This is a genomic window from Luteimonas aestuarii (genome assembly GCF_004357985.1).
GTDB lineage: Bacteria > Pseudomonadota > Gammaproteobacteria > Xanthomonadales > Xanthomonadaceae > Luteimonas > Luteimonas aestuarii.
In genome coordinates this window covers 303,953-320,505 of sequence record NZ_SMTF01000001.1, presented here as the reverse complement: position 1 = coordinate 320,505, position 16,553 = coordinate 303,953, and the positions used below count along the sequence as shown (strand labels likewise).

At 63.5% G+C, this 16,553-nt stretch carries 18 protein-coding genes; 9 read left to right on the top strand and 9 right to left on the bottom strand.

Going from position 1 to position 16,553, the window contains the following annotated elements:
- The first annotated feature begins 8 nt into the window (after nucleotides 1-8).
- A complete protein-coding gene (locus E2F46_RS01495) occupies nucleotides 9-1,259 on the top strand; it encodes an abortive infection family protein (protein ID WP_243720262.1) in 1,251 nt (416 codons plus the stop codon).
- 554 nt (nucleotides 1,260-1,813) lie between these two features.
- A complete protein-coding gene (locus E2F46_RS01490; RefSeq protein ID WP_133320403.1) occupies nucleotides 1,814-2,620 on the top strand; it encodes a hypothetical protein in 807 nt (268 codons plus the stop codon).
- A 23-nt stretch (nucleotides 2,621-2,643) separates the two neighbouring features.
- On the opposite strand, the gene E2F46_RS01485 is transcribed toward E2F46_RS01490, so the two are convergent.
- From E2F46_RS01485 to E2F46_RS01470, 4 genes are read right to left on the bottom strand one after another with little or no spacing between them, the layout of a single operon-like run.
- Nucleotides 2,644-3,906, bottom strand: coding sequence for a Y-family DNA polymerase (locus E2F46_RS01485; RefSeq protein WP_133320402.1), 1,263 nt, complete (start codon nucleotides 3,904-3,906; stop codon nucleotides 2,644-2,646).
- Nucleotide 3,907: 1 nt separating this feature from the next.
- Complete coding sequence (locus E2F46_RS01480) at nucleotides 3,908-4,795, bottom strand: hypothetical protein (protein WP_133320401.1); 888 nt, start codon at nucleotides 4,793-4,795, stop codon at nucleotides 3,908-3,910.
- Entirely contained in the window at nucleotides 4,795-5,196 is a 402-nt protein-coding gene (locus E2F46_RS01475) for a hypothetical protein (protein WP_133320400.1), read from the bottom strand. The genes E2F46_RS01480 and E2F46_RS01475 overlap by 1 nt, the downstream gene beginning before the upstream one ends.
- A gap of 1 nt (nucleotide 5,197) precedes the next feature.
- Complete coding sequence (locus E2F46_RS01470) at nucleotides 5,198-5,659, bottom strand: LexA family protein (RefSeq protein WP_133320399.1); 462 nt, start codon at nucleotides 5,657-5,659, stop codon at nucleotides 5,198-5,200.
- Between the two features lie 192 nt (nucleotides 5,660-5,851).
- Here E2F46_RS01470 and E2F46_RS01465 point away from each other — a divergent pair, with 192 nt between their 5' ends.
- Nucleotides 5,852-8,788, top strand: a complete 2,937-nt coding sequence (locus E2F46_RS01465) for a UvrD-helicase domain-containing protein (RefSeq protein WP_165967316.1) — start codon at nucleotides 5,852-5,854, stop codon at nucleotides 8,786-8,788.
- A 6-nt stretch (nucleotides 8,789-8,794) separates the two neighbouring features.
- Here the strand turns inward: E2F46_RS01465 and E2F46_RS01460 are convergent, their stop codons facing one another.
- The 3 genes from E2F46_RS01460 to E2F46_RS01450 all read right to left on the bottom strand — a co-directional run bounded on the left by E2F46_RS01460 (nucleotide 8,795) and on the right by E2F46_RS01450 (nucleotide 10,303).
- On the bottom strand, nucleotides 8,795-9,304 hold the full coding sequence (locus E2F46_RS01460) for a hypothetical protein (RefSeq protein WP_133320397.1): 510 nt from the start codon (nucleotides 9,302-9,304) through the stop codon (nucleotides 8,795-8,797).
- Nucleotides 9,305-9,329: 25 nt separating this feature from the next.
- Nucleotides 9,330-9,773, bottom strand: a complete 444-nt coding sequence (locus tag E2F46_RS01455; protein ID WP_133320396.1) for an ankyrin repeat domain-containing protein — start codon at nucleotides 9,771-9,773, stop codon at nucleotides 9,330-9,332.
- A 182-nt stretch (nucleotides 9,774-9,955) separates the two neighbouring features.
- Complete coding sequence (locus E2F46_RS01450) at nucleotides 9,956-10,303, bottom strand: HNH endonuclease (RefSeq protein ID WP_133320395.1); 348 nt, start codon at nucleotides 10,301-10,303, stop codon at nucleotides 9,956-9,958.
- Between the two features lie 161 nt (nucleotides 10,304-10,464).
- On the opposite strand from E2F46_RS01450, the gene E2F46_RS01445 reads away from it, so the two are divergent.
- From E2F46_RS01445 to E2F46_RS01420, 6 genes are all read left to right on the top strand, one after another.
- Nucleotides 10,465-10,689 carry a hypothetical protein gene (locus tag E2F46_RS01445; RefSeq protein WP_133320394.1) on the top strand — a complete coding sequence of 75 codons (225 nt, stop codon included), beginning with the start codon at nucleotides 10,465-10,467 and terminating at the stop codon, nucleotides 10,687-10,689.
- Nucleotides 10,690-11,490: a competence protein CoiA gene (locus E2F46_RS01440; RefSeq protein ID WP_133320393.1), complete on the top strand. Its 801-nt coding sequence runs from the start codon at nucleotides 10,690-10,692 to the stop codon at nucleotides 11,488-11,490.
- Nucleotides 11,491-11,502: 12 nt separating this feature from the next.
- The gene (locus E2F46_RS01435; RefSeq protein ID WP_133320392.1) at nucleotides 11,503-12,477 is read left to right on the top strand and encodes an SOS response-associated peptidase family protein; all 975 of its coding nucleotides are present in this window, start codon (nucleotides 11,503-11,505) and stop codon (nucleotides 12,475-12,477) included.
- 74 nt (nucleotides 12,478-12,551) lie between these two features.
- The gene (locus tag E2F46_RS01430; protein WP_133320391.1) at nucleotides 12,552-12,839 is read left to right on the top strand and encodes a hypothetical protein; all 288 of its coding nucleotides are present in this window, start codon (nucleotides 12,552-12,554) and stop codon (nucleotides 12,837-12,839) included.
- Between the two features lie 99 nt (nucleotides 12,840-12,938).
- Complete coding sequence (locus E2F46_RS01425) at nucleotides 12,939-13,463, top strand: H-NS family nucleoid-associated regulatory protein (RefSeq protein ID WP_133320390.1); 525 nt, start codon at nucleotides 12,939-12,941, stop codon at nucleotides 13,461-13,463.
- Nucleotides 13,460-13,873 carry a hypothetical protein gene (locus E2F46_RS01420; RefSeq protein WP_133320389.1) on the top strand — a complete coding sequence of 138 codons (414 nt, stop codon included), beginning with the start codon at nucleotides 13,460-13,462 and terminating at the stop codon, nucleotides 13,871-13,873. Before E2F46_RS01425 ends, E2F46_RS01420 begins: the two co-directional genes overlap by 4 nt.
- 155 nt (nucleotides 13,874-14,028) lie before the next feature.
- Here E2F46_RS01420 and E2F46_RS01415 read toward each other — a convergent pair whose 3' ends face one another.
- Together E2F46_RS01415 and E2F46_RS17620 are read right to left on the bottom strand one after the other, a co-directional pair.
- Entirely contained in the window at nucleotides 14,029-15,009 is a 981-nt protein-coding gene (locus E2F46_RS01415) for a hypothetical protein (protein WP_133320388.1), read from the bottom strand.
- Between the two features lie 11 nt (nucleotides 15,010-15,020).
- The gene (locus tag E2F46_RS17620; RefSeq protein ID WP_243720261.1) at nucleotides 15,021-16,256 is read right to left on the bottom strand and encodes an HNH endonuclease; all 1,236 of its coding nucleotides are present in this window, start codon (nucleotides 16,254-16,256) and stop codon (nucleotides 15,021-15,023) included.
- Nucleotides 16,257-16,553 lie beyond the last annotated feature (297 nt).

The following is a 16,553-nucleotide window of genomic DNA, read 5'->3' as shown; positions in this document are numbered from 1 at the left end:
GCACCCCCATGGACGACAAGGTATTGGACCGCTGCCTGGGTGCGGCCTACGTGTTGCTTAAGGAGAGCGGCCACGTGGACGCGTCCGATCTCCTGCGCACGTCCTCTGCCACCATCCAGCACGACGACTACGACAACATCAACGGCGGCACCAACTTCTGGAGCGTCATGCTGGAAGTTCCGGCACCCGAGTTCGCCCGGCTGCGCTCCCGAATCAAGGATCTGGAAAAGCAAATCACCGAGGCACTGGGCGAGGCCATTCCGCCTACTGGATCAGACTACTACGCCGCCAAGCTCGTGCCGATCGTCGGGCAAGATGAGGATTGGAGGGCATCTGCTACGGTGACCATTCCACGCAACGTTCGCCGAAATATCCTGGATGGCTTGAGGCTTGAGCAGGTGAATGTGTTTGGGGTGCTGAACGATCCCGAGTTTTTGAGCCGGATCTACGAATTGAGGCGGTTGCCATCCACCGACTCGCGCTACAAAGACGCGGCGGGGGACATCTACCAGCATCGGGTCAACAACGATGACTGGGACGACTACTGGATCTTCGACGACGACCGTTTCCCGCTCCTGGATGGCCCGGCCGACACGTTCCTGCGCTTTCTCGCGGAGACGGTCCACCCCGTGGTTCGTCCGGACAGGGAAGAAGCCGCCAAGATCGTGGGCCACTACAACGACCAACTCCGCCAAGCAGGTTGGGAGCTTGTGGAGGTCGAACGTATAGCGGGGCGGGCCAGGTATGAGCCCCAACCGTTGAGCTCGCACGGTCACCGCACGTTCGAGCGTGGCAAGTCCGTTGCTGATGCACTCGATGCCGGCGCCATCGCGAAGCAGATTCAGCGCATGGAGTATGCAATCGAGAAGGACCCCGAGCTGGCCATCGGCAGCGCCAAGGAGCTGGTCGAATCCTGCTGCAAGACCATCCTGGGCAAGATGGGAGTGGATATCGGCAAGAGCGACGACATGAATGACCTGGCCAAGAAGTTGGCCAAGAGTTTGGAGCTGGTTCCTGAAGGAATCGATGACCAGGCCAAGGGCGCCGATTGCATCAAGCGCATCTTGAGCAATCTGAACCAGATCGCCGGCAACTTGGCCAACCTTCGTCGCCTCTATGGCACCGGGCACGGGAAGGACGGCAAGCACCGCGGCCTGCAGCCCCGGCATGCACGTCTGGCCGTTGCGTCAGCCGTGGCGTTCGTGGATTTCGTCACTGCCACCTACGAAGAGCGCACGCGAACAAAGCCGGGCCAGTAAGGAGCGAGGATGACGGCAGGGATTACGCTTAGGAAACTGCCCCAAAAAGGCTCGGTGAAGAAAGGGGCCAAACCCAAGCCTGCAAAGAAGCGTGCCAAGAAGAAGGCTGCTCCTGCTGGCCCCATCGTCCTGACCGCTGCTCAGGACGTCTTCCTGGAGCAGATCACGCAGGAGGGCATGGCCCGAATGCGGTGGTCCCGGGCGTATGCGGAACGCAAAGCGCGCCAGTTCCTCAGCAAGGCCAACACTCCCGCGAAGTTGAAGATGGTCGCGGCAAGGCTCGGCAAATTGGATGACCCGCCTGCCCCTCCGGCTCCGCGGCCGTTGCCTAAGAAGGCACCCGAGAAGGTCAAGCCGTCTAAGGCCAAACCTAAGCCTGCGGCGAAGATGACACGCGCGGCCATCGCAAAGCTGCCGCCCGTTGACCCGCCCAGGCCTCCGCCCAGGACCGCGCTTCAACGGTTGGAGCGGGCGTTGGGCCCCGACGACGGAAAACGACGGCGGGGAGGTAGTCCAGTGGTGCAGGGCGGCAGTCCGGGGTTGGGGAGGCGTCGATGACAGCCATTTTCAATCAGATCCTCATCGTGGATTCGCTCCCGGATGGTCAGCTCAACACCGCTGCTCGCCTTTTCGCTGATGCTCATGACTGGGCGCAAGCGATAGGCGGCGTTCCGCACATTGCCAGCGTTCGCATCCCTTCCAGTGGAGCGTTCCTGGATCTGTTGGCCCAGCTGGCTCAGCAAGCGGCCAGGGATGCCTACGTTCCTTTGCTGCACATCGAGTGCCACGGCCGGGAAGAAGGGCTGGAGTTCGCAGACGGATCCGGGTTGACGTGGGACGAGGTGAAGCCGGCTTTCGTCGCCCTCAATGTGGCCACCCGCTTGAACCTCATTGTGGTGGTCGCCGCATGCCATGGCGGCGCGATTGCTGGTTTTGTTCGCGCCGAGCACCGCGCGCCCTTCTGGGCATTCCTGGCTCCGAAGCGACAGATATCTGCAGGTGATCTGGAGGCGGCTCTGTCTGCGTTCTATCAAGCACTGCTCATGACACGATCGTCAGAGCGTGCGATGGACGCCCTCCGCGCAACCCCTGCTGGGCAGGAATTCTGGCAGCTGAGCGCGCAAACCATTTATCGATTGATAGTGGAGGGCTACGCAGAACGCCACCTCACGCAAGAGGCGGTTCAGCAGCAGGCGGAACGTCTGCGAGCCCGCGCTGCCGCGCATGGCGCGGTTTGGTCACAAGCTCAGATTGAGGCCATGATCCGCGACCCGAGAATCTTTGAAGGATTTCGCCGAGAGTTCTTCATGGTAGATCTGTATCCAGACCACGCGGAGCGCTTCCCCGCCGTGGCGGCTTAGCTCCGAGTCCGCGCGCCGACAGGTCATCTGACCCGCACCAACTGATCCCACCGGGTGGTGTAAGCCGGTGACAAGTTTTTCTGGTTCATGGCCCACACGGGCTTGGCCAGCGCCGGCCCCTTCGATCGCCACGCCGACGACGCCATGCCCATCGTGCCCCGGCCGAACTTCGCGTTGGCCTGGTCCATGACCTTCATGAGCGCTTGCGAGCGGGGGTCGATGCCGGCGAACAGATCGCCTTGGTGGACGTCGCCGTGCGTGAGGTCAAGCAACCCCACGCCGGCTTTCTTGTAGCGGTAGCCGTTCTTCCACATGGCCTTGGCCAACCCTTGGGCCACCAGCAGCACTTCGCGCGTGTCACTCGTGGGCGCGATGAAGTTGAATGCCTTGCTGGGGTGATATTGAGCGGCACCCGGCTTGAAGGGGTTGGTGTTGAGCCACACCCACACTCCGCTGGCCTGCAGCGAGCGTGACCGCAACTTTTCGCACGCCCGCTGGGCGAACGTGGACACCGCTTGTTGAAGGTCTTCCAGCGAAGTGACCTCTTGGCCGAAAGAGCGCGACACGACGATCTGCTGCCGCTCCGGTTCCACTTCCTCCAAGTCGCTGCACACCACCCCCTGCAACTCCCGCTGGGTGCGCGCCAGGGTGACCCCGTAACGGGACCGCAGGGTGTCGGGATTGGCTCTGGCCAGGTCGGCCGCGGTGAGGATGCCTTCGGCGCCCAGCTTGGCCGTGAGCTTGCGCCCCACTCCCCAGGCGTCTTCCACCGGATAGGTTTCCAGCTCGGGCGAGCCGGGCAGGGCGGTGACCACCCCGTGCGGCGTCTTCTTGGCTAGCTTGTTCGCGAGCTTGGCCAAGGTCTTGGTGGGACCGATGCCCACGCAACACGGAATGCCCACCCACTGGAAGATCTGGGAACGCGCCTGGCGGGCCATCGCCTCGCGTTGCTCCGCCGGCACGCCGTCGAACGTCACGAACGATTCGTCAATGGAGTAGACCTCCACGCGCGGGAACCACTCCCGCAGCACGGACACCACGCGCCCGGACAGGTCGCCATACAGCCCGAAGTTGGCCGAGAAAATTCGCAGTTGGCGGCGGATGTGGGGCGGCACCTCGTGGATGGGCTGCCCCATCTTCACACCCAGCCGTTTGCACTCGTCGGACCTCGCGATCGCGCATCCGTCGTTGGAAGACAAGATGCACACCGGCTGGCCGCGCAGGGAGGGATTGAAAACCCGCTCGCAAGTTGCGTAGAAGTTGTTGCCGTCCACCAAGCCGAACATGTCAAAGAGTCCTGGGATCCACGTTGTGCCACTGACTGATTTCTTGCTCCAAGCCATCCCATGTCGCTTGGAGCTGCCGCCTGTCCCCGGTGAAGAGCGGCTGATCCAGGTGCGCGAACTGGTCGAACTGCGGATGGGGGAGGACGGTGCCAATGCCACTGAAGCAGAGCCACTCGCCCACCAACTGGGCAATCTGGGCCAGTTCCTTGATGGAGCCCTTGGCGTCGTCCAAGTTCCACTGTTGAAGCGCGCGACCGCTGCGGCTGAACTCCGTGGCCGCATGTGCGATCTCGACGTTGACGTGTTCCACCACACCGTCCAGGTGTGCCAGACGGCGATCCAACGTATCGAACACCTCTTCCCGAATCAGATCGTCTGGGGTTGACGTTGCGGGCGTGGTTCCGCTCAGCCAGTCGAACACGGCATGCCGTTGGACGGACGGTTCGTAGTGATACTCGCGAGGCACCCAGTGGGCTTGCCCAGGCGCTTGGGCGCGCAGGAACCGCCAATACCGCTCTTCCGTGGCCGCGTAGTTGTATTCGAGGCCAGCGATGTCTTCCACGAACACCCGGCGGGTGACGCGCTGCCGAACCGCTCTTGCATCCATCAGCAGCCCACCCAAGGAGCACACCCCATACTGGCCATGGATGGTTTCCCGCTCGGCCAGTCGCCGAACGCCTTGCATGGTGGAGCTCCAGAAGCCCGATACGAGCATTTCCAGCACCATGCCATTGAGCCGCTTGCCGGCATCGGCATTGGGGGCTTGGCGCACCATCTCCACCACGCAGGAGAACGCGGCCAGATCCCACGTCAGCTTGGACAACGCCTTGGAAATGGCGTTGTCGTCGGTGTCGAAGACGCGTTTCCAGAGATCGATGCGCTGGCGCATCACGCCTCCTGGATGATCGACACCCCAGCCAGTGCGTCGGCCTCGCTTTCGCGCCGCCGCACCTGGGAGAGCACGCCCTCGAACCGTTCCAGCTCGCCTTCGTCAGTGGTGGCCCGCCGGTAGGTGTCCCCGTCGTCGAGCACGTCCACCACCACGGCCACGCCGGTGCCGTCCTCGGCCAGGGTGACCTGGCTTTCATAGATGCACGTGCCGGTCCACGAGCGCCAGCAGCGCAGCGTTTCCCCGTCCAGCCACACCGCCCACCGATCATCCATGTCGCGCGGCCAGAGGCCCTCGCGCAGGCGCATCAGATCCTCGGCGGTGAAGACATGGCCACACCGGATGGGCCAGCGCGGGCCCTCCATCGGTTTGAGCTTGCTCCAGCGGCTTGCGTCGTCCATGTCAGCGCCTCAACTGTTTGCGGAAGGACCAGGTCACCACGCCCCACACGTCCAGCTCCACGTCCTCCGGCACGAGGATTGGAGCGTTGGCAGGGTTGCCCGAATGGAGCTCGTAGCGCCCAGCCCGCAGGCGCAGCTGCTTCACCGTGAAGCCGCCTTCCCAGCACACCATGACGATGTCCCCGTGGCGGGCGGTGAGGGAGCGATCGACCACCAGGGTGTCGCCCGGGAAGATGCCGAACTCGACCATCGAGGTGCCCGTGTCTGCTTCGACGTAGAACGTGGCCACCGGGTTTCGAACGACCCGCTGGTTGATGTCCAGCACGTCCTGCGAGCCATAGAAGTCTTCAGCAGGCGAGGGGAAGCCGCACGTGGCCCGCACCGGCAGCAACGGCAGGTGCAGCGGCAGGGGATGGAGATGGGCGGCGCCCAGGTAACCGGGCGGGAGCGTGGTGTCGAGCATGGCGGAAGTCTCTACAAGTCAGAATCACCCGGTGAGACGCACCGGGGAGACAGGCTAGCTCCGCCTCCAGACCCTCGTCATTTAGTATTTCGCTGAATGGGCCCAACCCCTTGTCCCACCATGGGAGGCTCGGGCCGTGAAACCGATGGGGCGCCGATTGGGGGCGGTTCCACGCGCAAGGAAGGGGGGGGAATGCCAACCTGGAAGCCATCGCGGCTGCGAAGCTGGTTGTTCAGCGGGAGCGGCTGGATCTTCAACTCAGACGGGGACGCGTTCGAGCTGTCCCTCGATCGTGGCCGGCGCGTCGTGAAAGGCCCCTTGATCCTCATCCACTCACTGGAGTGCAAGCCGCGGCACAACTTCTCCACGACGGTGGAGTGCCACTTCCACATCATCGGAACCGGTTGGGTGGTCGGGGAAGGCCTGGGGGAGGACAAGGCCGAGGAGCTCCAGCAGTTCGTGCGGGAGGAAGTGACCGGCAGCCTGGCTCACTACGGATCCCGCGCCATCAAGATCCTGGACCCTTGGCAGCGGCAGGTGGATCAGCGGTTGGAAGCGGTGAATGAGGTGGATCCGGCCTTGCTGGAGCAACTTAAGGCGACCATCCCTTCGCCAGCGGCGATTGGCTTGCCCACTTGGGGAGCGCTGCTCGATCACCCGGCGTTGGCTAAGGAGCGCAAGAAGAAAAACAGCTTCTACCCGACGCTCGACCAAACCCCCGAGGCTTACTTAGAGGGCGTGGACGAGCGCCGCCGCCGTGCCGTGTTCACCAAGTCCTTGGCAGCTTGGGCGCAGCGGCAGACCGCGTGGGTAGGCGAGCAGGGCTGGATTGGCCGTCGCCGCCGGCGAGCGCGCCTGGCCGACGATGCTCCTCCGGTGCTCCAAGGCGTGCAGTGGATCGATGCCACGCCCCCGTCCTACCACCCTACGGCAGAGGCCTGGCTGGTCCGGTTGGTGGACGCGCACAACGCCGCTTTTGAGGCACGCCAGATGGAGGCCAAGCGCTCGTTCTTCGAGCGGGTGGAGTCCAACCCCCTGACCGAGGAGCAGGCCGAGGCAGTGGTCTGCATGGACGACGAGCTGCTGGTCGTGGCCGCTGCCGGTTCCGGCAAGTCCTCTACGATCGTGGCCAAGGCCGGCTACGCGCTGGAGGAGGGGCTCTGCGCACCGGAGGATATCCTTCTGTTGGCCTTCAACGCCGACGCGGCCGAGGAGTTGCGTCAGCGCATCGCCAAACGCTTGGGCCACCTCGATGGGGCTGATCGCATCGCCGCCAAGACCTTCCATGCGTTCGGACTGGAAGTCATCGGTGCGGCGACGGGGAAAATGCCTACCCCGGCGCCTTGGTTGAGCAATGGCAAGGACGAGGCTTTCATCGGCCACCTGGTCGATGAACTTTGTGCCGAGAATCCGACGTTCGCGGCGCAGTGGGATCTCTTCCGATTGCTCTACTTCAAGGACGTGGGACGGTGGGACGCGCGCGAGGAACCGGAGGACTACGACCCCGAGAGCCAGCGTAAGCGGGGCTTTCGCACACTGCGCGGGGAGATCGTCAAGAGCAAGTCCGAGCGCCTCATCGCGGATTGGCTGTTCCTCCACGGTGTGAATTACCGTTACGAAGAGCCGTATCCACACGACACCCGCACCGCCACCAAGCGGCAATACCGCCCGGACTTCTACTACCCCGACATCGACGTCTTCCACGAACACTTCGCGCTCAACGCCAAGGGCGAGGCGCCTCCGGCCTTCAAGGATTACCTGGAGGGCGTGCATTGGAAGCGGCAACTCCACCGCGAGCAGGGCACCAGGTTGTTCGAGACCACCGCCCACGGCCTGCGCACCGGGGCCGCGCTGGCCGCGCTCAAGGACCTGTTCCAGTCAAGGGGCATCGACCTGGTGTTCGACCCTGATCGCGTCCCTCCGGACAATGACCCGGTGTCACCGCAAGCTATCGCGAAAGTCATGCGCGTGTTCCAGCAGCACATGAAGGGCTCGCGGCAATCGGTCGAGCAGGCCCGTGAGCGCATCGACACCTTGCCGGGTGCTTTCGTGCCGCGCATGGAGTTGTTCCTCGACCTCTACGAGGCCGTCGCCCAGCGCTGGGAAGACCGATTGGCCGCGGACGGTCTGGTGGACTTCGACGACATGCTCAACCAGTCCGCCGACCACATCATCGCTGGCCGCTTCCCCTGCAGCGTCAAAATGGTGTTGGCGGACGAGTTCCAGGACACCTCCCGCGCGCGGATGCGTCTGCTACAGGCAATCGTTGACGCCAGTGGTGCGCAGTTCACGGCGGTGGGCGATGACTGGCAGAGCATCTATCGGTTTGCCGGCGCCGACCTGGCGATCATGTCGGGATTTCAGCAGGCCCATCCACATGCGGCCGTTCGGCACCTCTCCCAGACGTTCCGGTGTCCTCAGTCGTTGTGCGATCTCACGTCGGAGTTCGTGTCAAAGAATCCGATGCAGTTGGTCAAGAAGGTCTTCACCAGCAACTCATTGAAAGGTCCCCGGGTGAGCGTGGTCGCGCTGCCTACCATTGAGGACATCCCCGGACGGTTGAAGGCCAACATTCAGTCGCTCTACGAGAAATTGCCCGAGAGCACCAACGGCAAACCATTGCGGTCCATGCTCATCCTGGGCCGCTACCGCAACGACCGGCCCAGGGAGCTGGAGGCCTGGCGGCAGCGGTTCGGCGACAAGATCGACCTCAAATTCCTGACTGTCCATCGGGCCAAAGGGCTGGAAGCCGACTTCGTGGCACTGCTCAATGTGGTTCAGGACACCCTGGGATTTCCCAGTCAGGTCCAGGACGATCCCATTCTTCAACTGGCCATGCCCGAGCCGGAGACCTTCGAGTTCGGCGAAGAGCGCCGCCTGTTCTACGTGGCCCTCACCCGTGCGAAGCGTTCGGTGGTGGTCTACACCACCCAGCACCAACCTTCCCAGTTCCTGGTGGAGCTCCAGGCAGATCACGGCGTGGAAATCGTAAGGACGGAAGGGGAGCCTGCGGAGCCTTGCCCGGTGTGTGGTCAGGGCGTGCTGGTGGAGCGCGTCAATCGCACCACAAAGGAAATCTTCTATTCCTGCAGCCGTTTCCCTCGGTGCCCGCCAACCAAGGAAGACTGAAGTGGGTCAGGGCGCTTGAATGGGCCGAAGTTCACCGCGATCCAACAGGCCATGCAGGTGCTCGGCAACTTCCAGCGCAGCCTGGGCCCATTCGTCGTCGTCGCCCAATGGGCGGCCTGGTTGGTCAGCAGCCTTCCCGCCGTGGAAGAGGTTGTTGCGCACGCGCCGCATGGCAACCACCAGCGCCAATGAGTCTTGGGCTGGAAGTTCGCTGTCTTCGAATTCCGCTCGCCAGGTCCCGTCCGGATTCACGCGCACAAACTGCATTTGTGGCCGGTTGCGTGCGCCGCCGAGCATCTTGTCCTTCGTGCGCTGCGAAATGTGATCGAAGAAGTCAGCCGGACGCAGGTTACGAACGGCTGCATCCACCGCGTCCCAGTTGGCCTTTGCTTTCGTGCGCCCGGGGCCTGCTGGGTTTCCGTCCGCTCCCAGGAAGCCGTGCTGTTGCTTGAGCAGGGCTTCAATTGCCCCGAAGGCGTTCAACAAGCGGTAGGCAAGGGGTGGAGAGACAGGCATGGGCGCATCATAGTCCAGCCTACTGCTACCCCGCAGCCTTCCACGGACGCCCCTGTCCGGCAGCAATGTCCGCCGCGTCCTCGACCCCCTTCATCCACCAATGGGTATCGTCCAGAGTGGCCGGGGCGCCGCGCTCATCCAGCAGGCGGTCCAATGCCTCGCACGCGGCGAACTCTGCGTCCCGCTCCCGGCTGCCCGGTGGGTGCGCATGCGCCCGGCCGTGGCGATACGCCACCAACGTCTTGGCACCCATATTCCTGCCCTGAGCCAGCTTCGTGGTCACCATCGGATCAGCCCCGCTGTCCATCAATGCGCGAACCGTTGGTGCGTCAGCGGTGAGCAGGGCGACATGAAACGGCGTGTAGCCACGGGCATCGTGCGCGTTGGGTTGGGCCCTGCGCCCGATCGCCGTGGCCACCTGGGCGGGGTTGCGCTGCTGGATTGCAACGAGCAAGTCAGTGTTGGGCATGCTTCCTCCTATCCCACTGGTTTACCGCTGCAGCGGAAACGCGCAAGGGGGCAGGAGTTTGAAAAGCTGTCGGGCAGCCCACGCAGTTTTTCAGTTTAGTCGGATCGCACGCTTGAATATGAAGCGGCAACGAAGGAAGAACTGTCACTCTCCCTGCGTTCTTCATTGCGGTGTCTGACAGCCTATCGGCGTCGCAGTTTGGCCACCCACGGAGGGTGCCACTTCCCCTTCGCCAGGCGCTTCTGGACGAAGGCGCGGTAGGCCTCGGGAGAGGGCGGCGACTTCCGTTTGTGCCGGCGTGAGTTGCAGAGCCAGCAGGCCGCGGCAATGTTCCCGGCCACGTCCTTACCGCCGTCCTGTTGGGCCACCAGGTGTTCGGCGGTGCATCGCAATGGATTGGCCGTGCGTGCGGGCAGGCCAAAGGGTTTCAGTTCATCGGGGGAGGCGTTCCACATCGGCAGGCTGCAGTAGCAGCAGCGGCCCTTCTGGGCGTGGAATGCATCGGTTCTTAGGCGTTGGAGTTTGGGCATGCTTAGTCTCGGGAAAAACAGGAAATAGCTTCCCGACGTCTCTAGGCGAGAACGCTTCGGGCACCTGTTGCCTTGAGCTAAGCAGGCAATACACCGGGGGTAAGTTCCCACGCGGTAGGGGATTTATCGCGCCGTAGGGTGGCCGGTGTCAAGATAGGGGCATGACCACCTTCGACCAGCTCACGACCCTGCTCGACGCCCTGGAAGCCAAGCTTCCGGACCTGCTCGCGGCCTACCCCGCCGATGGCGACTTCTGGATGGCGTTTGCCGGCGAGGCCGACGCGATCGAAGACCAGGCCGGGGAGCACGTGGGCGTTGTGAACCAGCGGATCAACGCGATGCTGGCCCAGCATGGGCGTTACATCGCCGGGATCGAGGTGGATTGAATGCAATATGCCCTGGTTGATGGTGCGCGCAGGGAGGCGTTCCCGAAGGGCAAAGGCACCTGTGCGACCTGCCGCAACGCCACGCTGGCCAAGTGTGGTGAGCGAAAACTTCACCACTGGGCCCATCGTTCGCTGAAAGACTGCGACCCGTGGTGGGAGAACGAAACCGACTGGCACCGGGCTTGGAAGGCCCACTATCCCGAAGAGTGTCGGGAGGTGGTTCACGTCGCGCCGGATGGCGAGGTGCACCGTTCAGACGTCAGGGCGCCGGGCGGGATCTACATTGAAGTCCAGCATTCACATATGCCGGAGCCCGAGCTGCGCTCCAGGGAAACCTTCTATGGCAACTTGATCTGGATCCTGGACGGCCGCAGCTGGCGGAAGAACTTCGACGTTTGCCATGCGCTGCCAAATCCGCGCTCGCCCATGGCCGCGGACCTGGTGTGGTTTCAGGCCAAGCGCGGATATCATGGGTCAAACAACGGCATGTTCCTTCGCCTGTCAGAAAATCCGCCGCACACAAAGACGACACTGCGGGGCGGCGAGATCCATTCGTTGCGAAGCATCGCAGCGGAAGTGCAAGCCAACTATTCCGGCCACCACCAGTTTGCATGGACACGCCCGCATGAAGCGTGGCTGGAAGCCGGGTGCCCGGTTTACATCGACTTCGGCGAGCCCTTCATGGCTCGCCTGCAGTCTTACGATGAAACGGGTCTGCGTTGCGTGCGCATGGTCCGCCGGGACGAGTTCATTCAAGCCACGATGACCGCCTCCCGAGCGGTTGATCTGTTTCCCGATTGAGGAGGGTTTCCCATGTGTTATTCCGCTGAAGCCTGGACCCTCTACGATAATTACGTGAAGGAGTTCGGTGCCGACATCGACATCCGCGAATTCTGGGAGGTCTACCTCAAGCGCGACGAGGCCTACCGCGTCCGCAAGCCTGCCAAGTTCACCCCCAAGATCCCCAAGGGCATGGATCTGAATTTCTTGCCCCCGAAGTCGGACCTGGAGCGGCAGATCCAGGAGCTCATCTCCGAGTGGAACGGGCGCAAGCTCGCTGAAAGCGAGGCCGAGCTGGATGCGCAGAAGGCGCGCCTGGCTGCTGCTGAAGCGAAGCTGGCGAAGAAGGAGACCAAGGCCGCCCTCAATGATCAGCGCATTGCGGGGAACAAGATCAAGCAGATGGAGCGCTGGATCGCCGACGCGAAGCGCACCAAGCTGGAGCCGGCCAAGGACAACCGCATCTTCCCCGACTGGTATGTGCCGGTGCTGATCAGTGAGAACGGGCGCAAGGTCGTGCGCCCCATGCGCTACCACTGCCGCCCCGCCGGCATGGATCCCTCGATCGACTGGACCAAGGACGGGCGCGTGTCGGGCACCTACAACGCCAGGCGCGACAACCTCCAGCATTTCTGGCGGAACCAGTTCGGATACACCCACGGCCTGATGCTGGCTGAAACGTTCTACGAGAACGTGGACGACGGGAAGGGTGGATCGAAAGAAATCCAGTTCCGTCCCCGCACCGGGGAGACCATGTATATCGCCTGCCTCTACTCCCACTGGGTGGACCCGAAGGGCGAAGAGCCCGACTTGTGGTCGTTCGCCGCCATCACCGACGAGCCCGAACCGGAGGTGGCCGCGGCCGGACACGACCGCACGATCATCAACATCAAGCCCGAGCACGTGGACGCGTGGCTCAACCCGGATCCCAACAACCTGGACGCGCTGTTCGCCATTTTTGACGACAAGCGCCATCCCTATTACGAGTTGGTCAAGGAAGCCGCGTAGGCGCGATTCATGGCCAAGCCATTTGTTGCTATCGTTCAGAGGCCGCCAGGAAGGCGGCCTACAGGGGATTGCCGATGCACCTGAAAAAGCTGGGTCTGGCCGCCGTGCTGCTGGCCGTGTCCACCACCGTTCTCGCCAAGCAAGGAGAGGTCTGCTCTTCGAAGCCCGTGCTCAAGGACGGAACCCTCACCAACGACACCGTGTTCGAGTGCAAGACCGCGGGCTCGCTCACCATCCCGCAGCTCTACGCCCAGGGGTGGCGGGTCATCAGCGTCTTGCCGCAGGCCACCATGGGGACGGATCCGAACACCGGATTGCCGCAGGCCAGTTTCGCGTGGACGGTGGTGGTCGAGAGAGATTGATAGGAAGGGGCCGGGGATTACTCTAGATTGCGGCCACTATGTGGCCGAAATCTAGAGTTATGGGCTATAACCCATGCTTCCCCGTAACGGAGATGCCCCTTGGCTCTGACCACCCTTCAGTCCATCAACGCGGAAATCAAACAGCTAGAAGCCCAGCGCAAGCTGGTCGAGAAGCGCGATGGCGAAGTGCCCAAGGCGCTGGCCGTGCTCCAGAAGTTCGCCAAGGTCCTCAGCCCCGCCCAGCGTCGCCAGGTGGCCAAGCTCATCGGGGAAACGCTTGACGACAAGCCGGCGCGTGCGCCCAAGGCCGCCCCTGTGTCACGCAAGGGCCGCAAGCTCGGCAAGGTGGCCCCGAAGTATCGACTGCCCACCGGGGAAACCTGGGCGGGCCGTGGGCTGACCCCCAAGGCGTTTGCCGCATGGGCGAAGTCCGCCGAAGGCAAGGCCTGGGCCCAGGCCAACCCCGGCGAGAAGTTCCCGCCGGCCAGTCGGGCGATGAAGGCGCCCGCGAAAGCGGCCAAGAAGGTGGCCAAGGGGGCGAAGAAGGCAACCCGCAAGGCGGTGAAGAAGCGGGCCAAGAAGGTGGCAAAGAAAGCGGGCAAGAAGGCCGTCAAAAAGGCTTGAACGTGCGCGGATTGTTTCCGAAGAAGAAAAGTCGGCTCTCCGCGCAAGGCAAGGCCATCGCGGCCGCCCACGTGCTGCTCGACAGTGCCGAGGGAACGCTGGACGAAAAGGCCGCCGGCAGGCGCTTGCGCGAGGAGGTGGGGCTCCAGTGGACCTACCTCACTTGTATTCAATACCTGTCAGGGAAGGAAGCCCTGGGTGCCCTGAAGGCGTTGCCCAACGGTTGGACTGAGCAAGGACGCACCAAACTTCATCTGCTGGGTGCAGCCGTTCTGGCCGCGCAGACCGTCGCCAACCTGCGTTCCGATGGCACCATGTTGTGCGCCAGTCACCTGGCCGAGGAGCTCAAGGTCAAAACGGTCGAGCAGTGGCTGGCCGAAAAGACCGACGCAGAACGGGAAGAAGTCTGACAACCAATTCCTCCCGCCACCGATGGCAACGTGGTGCCCGCAAGCCGATTATGGGCTTGTCGTCCAGGCCACTTCACCCGGCAGGCAATGGGGGACGGGGGCGAGAATCCCCACTCAAGCGCTGACGACCGAAGCCCCCTGCTGGGGGCTTTGTTTCATCCGCCCTGCTGTTGAACGCGCTCGCGCATGCGATCAATGGCGTCCTTGTAGTTGCTCGCCTTGCCGCTAAGCAGTAGGTCCAACGCTACCCAGTTGCGCATGCTCGGGTGGATGGCACCCAGGGGCATGGGCCTGGCCGGTTTCATCGGCGGCCCCAAGGTGTAGACGAAATTCGGTGCGTTGGTTTCGGGCCAACGCGGGTCCACGTCCTGCAGATGGTCGGTCACGTCCACCCGCTCGATGAAATGGACGCTGCGGAATTCAGCCAGGTAGCGGAACCCGATGTAGGACGGCGGGATAACCGGCCACCCGCTGCGATCGCTGCCGCCCACGGGGTGGAAATACTTCCCTTGTTCGACGACCACGTCGATCCAGGTCAACGGGTCCGACGGCTGGATGCGCGATCGGTTGAGCGAGACCACATAGGCCCGCGAATCGAAGACGTTGGAGGTCATGCCGTATTCCTGAAGATGATGGATCAGCTGGGTTAGCCAGACCCGGTCTACCGGGCTGCGAGTGGCGTCGTGGGCGCGCCGTGCCATGGCCTGGAGGTCTGACCAGGACCAGTGGACGACCGGCACGCCGGACAACGCCGGGGGCAGGTGCCGCATGGCCCAGACCGCATCGGCCGCACTGACCGACACAAGGACCTTGATCTGAGCTGGCGAGGCCAACAAGCGAGGCAGGTAGCGTTCCAGTTGCTCCACCGTCGGCACGCGCCACCCCAACTTGGCCTCGAAGATGGCGTGAAGGGCGGTGCCCGAGGTCAGTTCCAGGTCAGTGAATCCACGATCCTCCGCGAACACCTGGCTTGCCACCACGAGCTCCGCCTCGGGATCACACGTCAGTGCCTTCAGCACCTCTCGGCGCAGCGCGGGCACCTGGTCCAGGCACCACCCGAAGGCGGCCGTGCCGGCGTTCTCATCGCAGCCGGCCAGTCCAAAGCAGCTAGCGGGCGTGGTGTTTCGGATCAGCATGCGTCCCAACCCTAATCCGATTGAAGCAAGTGGCGTGCATGACACGCTCTTGCATGTTCGGCCAGGTGAGCCGGGTTGGGGTGGTTCGCTCGAGATGCCGGCAGACGAAGCGCTTGGCCTTGGAGGGAAACGTAGTCGGTGGCCAGGAGAGCGGGGGCGAGGGCAACCGTGTTCTCCGCCGTGATCCAGAGCAACTGGCAATCGAACAGGGTGTGGAGATCGGCGCGAAGGAGCAGGCCGTTGTCCACACGGTTGGTGTGGTCCCCGCGGTAGGGAAGCACATGGGCCGCCTCCAACACTTCCAGCGCAGAACACCCGGTGATGGCGCACTTGCCCTCGTAAGCGTCGAGCAAGCGGGCGCGGAACAGCGGCTGGCCACGGCGTTGTGCAACGGCGCGCATGGCCCACACTCGGGCGTCGTGCTCGTTGTCGAGCGGTGGCGCATGGTCGAACGCGTCGGCCTGACCTTGCGCTTCCGCCCGCGTTTGATCGTCCTGAGGCAACGGCACGACCACCCACTTTCCATCGTCGCCTTTCTGCAGATCCAGGTGGCCATGGACGACTGGGTTGAACGGCACGTAGCGGGTGCGCCGGGGCGGACCGGCGTCCACGATCTTAAACAGCCTGTCGTGGGGATGGCCACGGTCGGTGCGCCAATCGGATCGGCTGTAGTTGTAGTGGGGCCGGCTGGGGGAGTTCACCGTCAGGTGTTCCAGGTTGGCGCGCAAGTCGGCGATGGGGTCCGAAGGGAAGTGGGTTTCCAGCCACTCGCCCACCTCGGCCAGCGTGCCGCCACCCATTGCTTCCACCGCTTCGGCAACCCGCCAATACTTGGCACCGGTCGGGGCGGTGGCCAGCTCGCCGACGTGCTCGAACACCAACACGAAGTGGTCGCCTTCCAGCAACTCCACATGGCCCACCCAGTCGGGGCGGGCCTTGAACGTGTTGCGCGGAGCCTTGTCCGGATTTCGCTCGCGTTCGGCCCGGTTGTGTTGGGTGGCGACGACGGCACGCAACCGCAGCCCTTCGCGGTAGGCCACACCGAGGTGTTCCTTGAGCAAGTTCTTGCCTGCGCCGTTCCACCGCGCGAGGGAGTCATCGTAGATCCACCGGCCGTCTCGCTCGACGATGTTGTGCTGCCAGATGCTCACCACCACTTCGCGCGGATCGTCAGTGATCGCGGAAACAGCCCATGCGCGATTGACGAGCTGCGCGCCGTAGCTCTGGAACTCCCGTTCGATACCCATGTGTTCCCCCATCCTGCCACTCAAGTATCGCAATGTCCCGGGGTGTCTTCCATTGGCAAGGCGCAGGCCAAACCGTGTGCGAACCGCGGGGCCAATGCAGCCCTTGTCCGTTTCGGCCATCCCGATTTCGAACGCTGATTCGCCTGGACCTTCCGCCGACTGCAGAGCGAGGCGAGGGCGGGTGGGATGGGCCATTGCATGGCTCCGTTGGGCGCGGTTGCTTCATCGCGACAGGATCGGTCGCCTCGTCCCTGCGCAAGTGCGTGGCACTCCTCCTCTGCGTTTCGGCCCCTCTGG